The sequence below is a fragment of the Kiloniella majae genome (assembly GCF_002118315.1).
GTDB classification, from domain to species: domain Bacteria; phylum Pseudomonadota; class Alphaproteobacteria; order Kiloniellales; family Kiloniellaceae; genus Kiloniella; species Kiloniella majae.
In genome coordinates this window covers 1-229 of sequence record NZ_MTSZ01000055.1, presented here as the reverse complement: position 1 = coordinate 229, position 229 = coordinate 1, and the positions used below count along the sequence as shown (strand labels likewise).

The 229-nt window shown below is 41.9% G+C and carries 1 protein-coding gene; it reads left to right on the top strand.

The genetic code is table 11. The features are described 5' to 3' along the window. On the top strand, nucleotides 1–229 hold a 229-nt coding region (locus BKB51_RS20830), incomplete at both ends, for a hypothetical protein (RefSeq protein WP_158090299.1).

Sequence of the window (229 nt, the reverse complement as noted above, 5' to 3'; positions counted from 1 at the left end):
ATGATGGAAAGTTTGGTGCGTTATTTACCGCAGTTTATTCTGAAAGAACCTTGCGTATTGACAGTTATGAAGGTCAGGGCTTTTATAATGCTGCGACAGAAGATGCTGATCTTACTATTCGCCAAGATGTTGATGGTAATGGCGAGTTTGACCAATATGTTGACAATGAGTGGGGCTCAATCATTCCAGGTTATGTGCGCTATGGTAACAAACAAGATACACGTGAGCG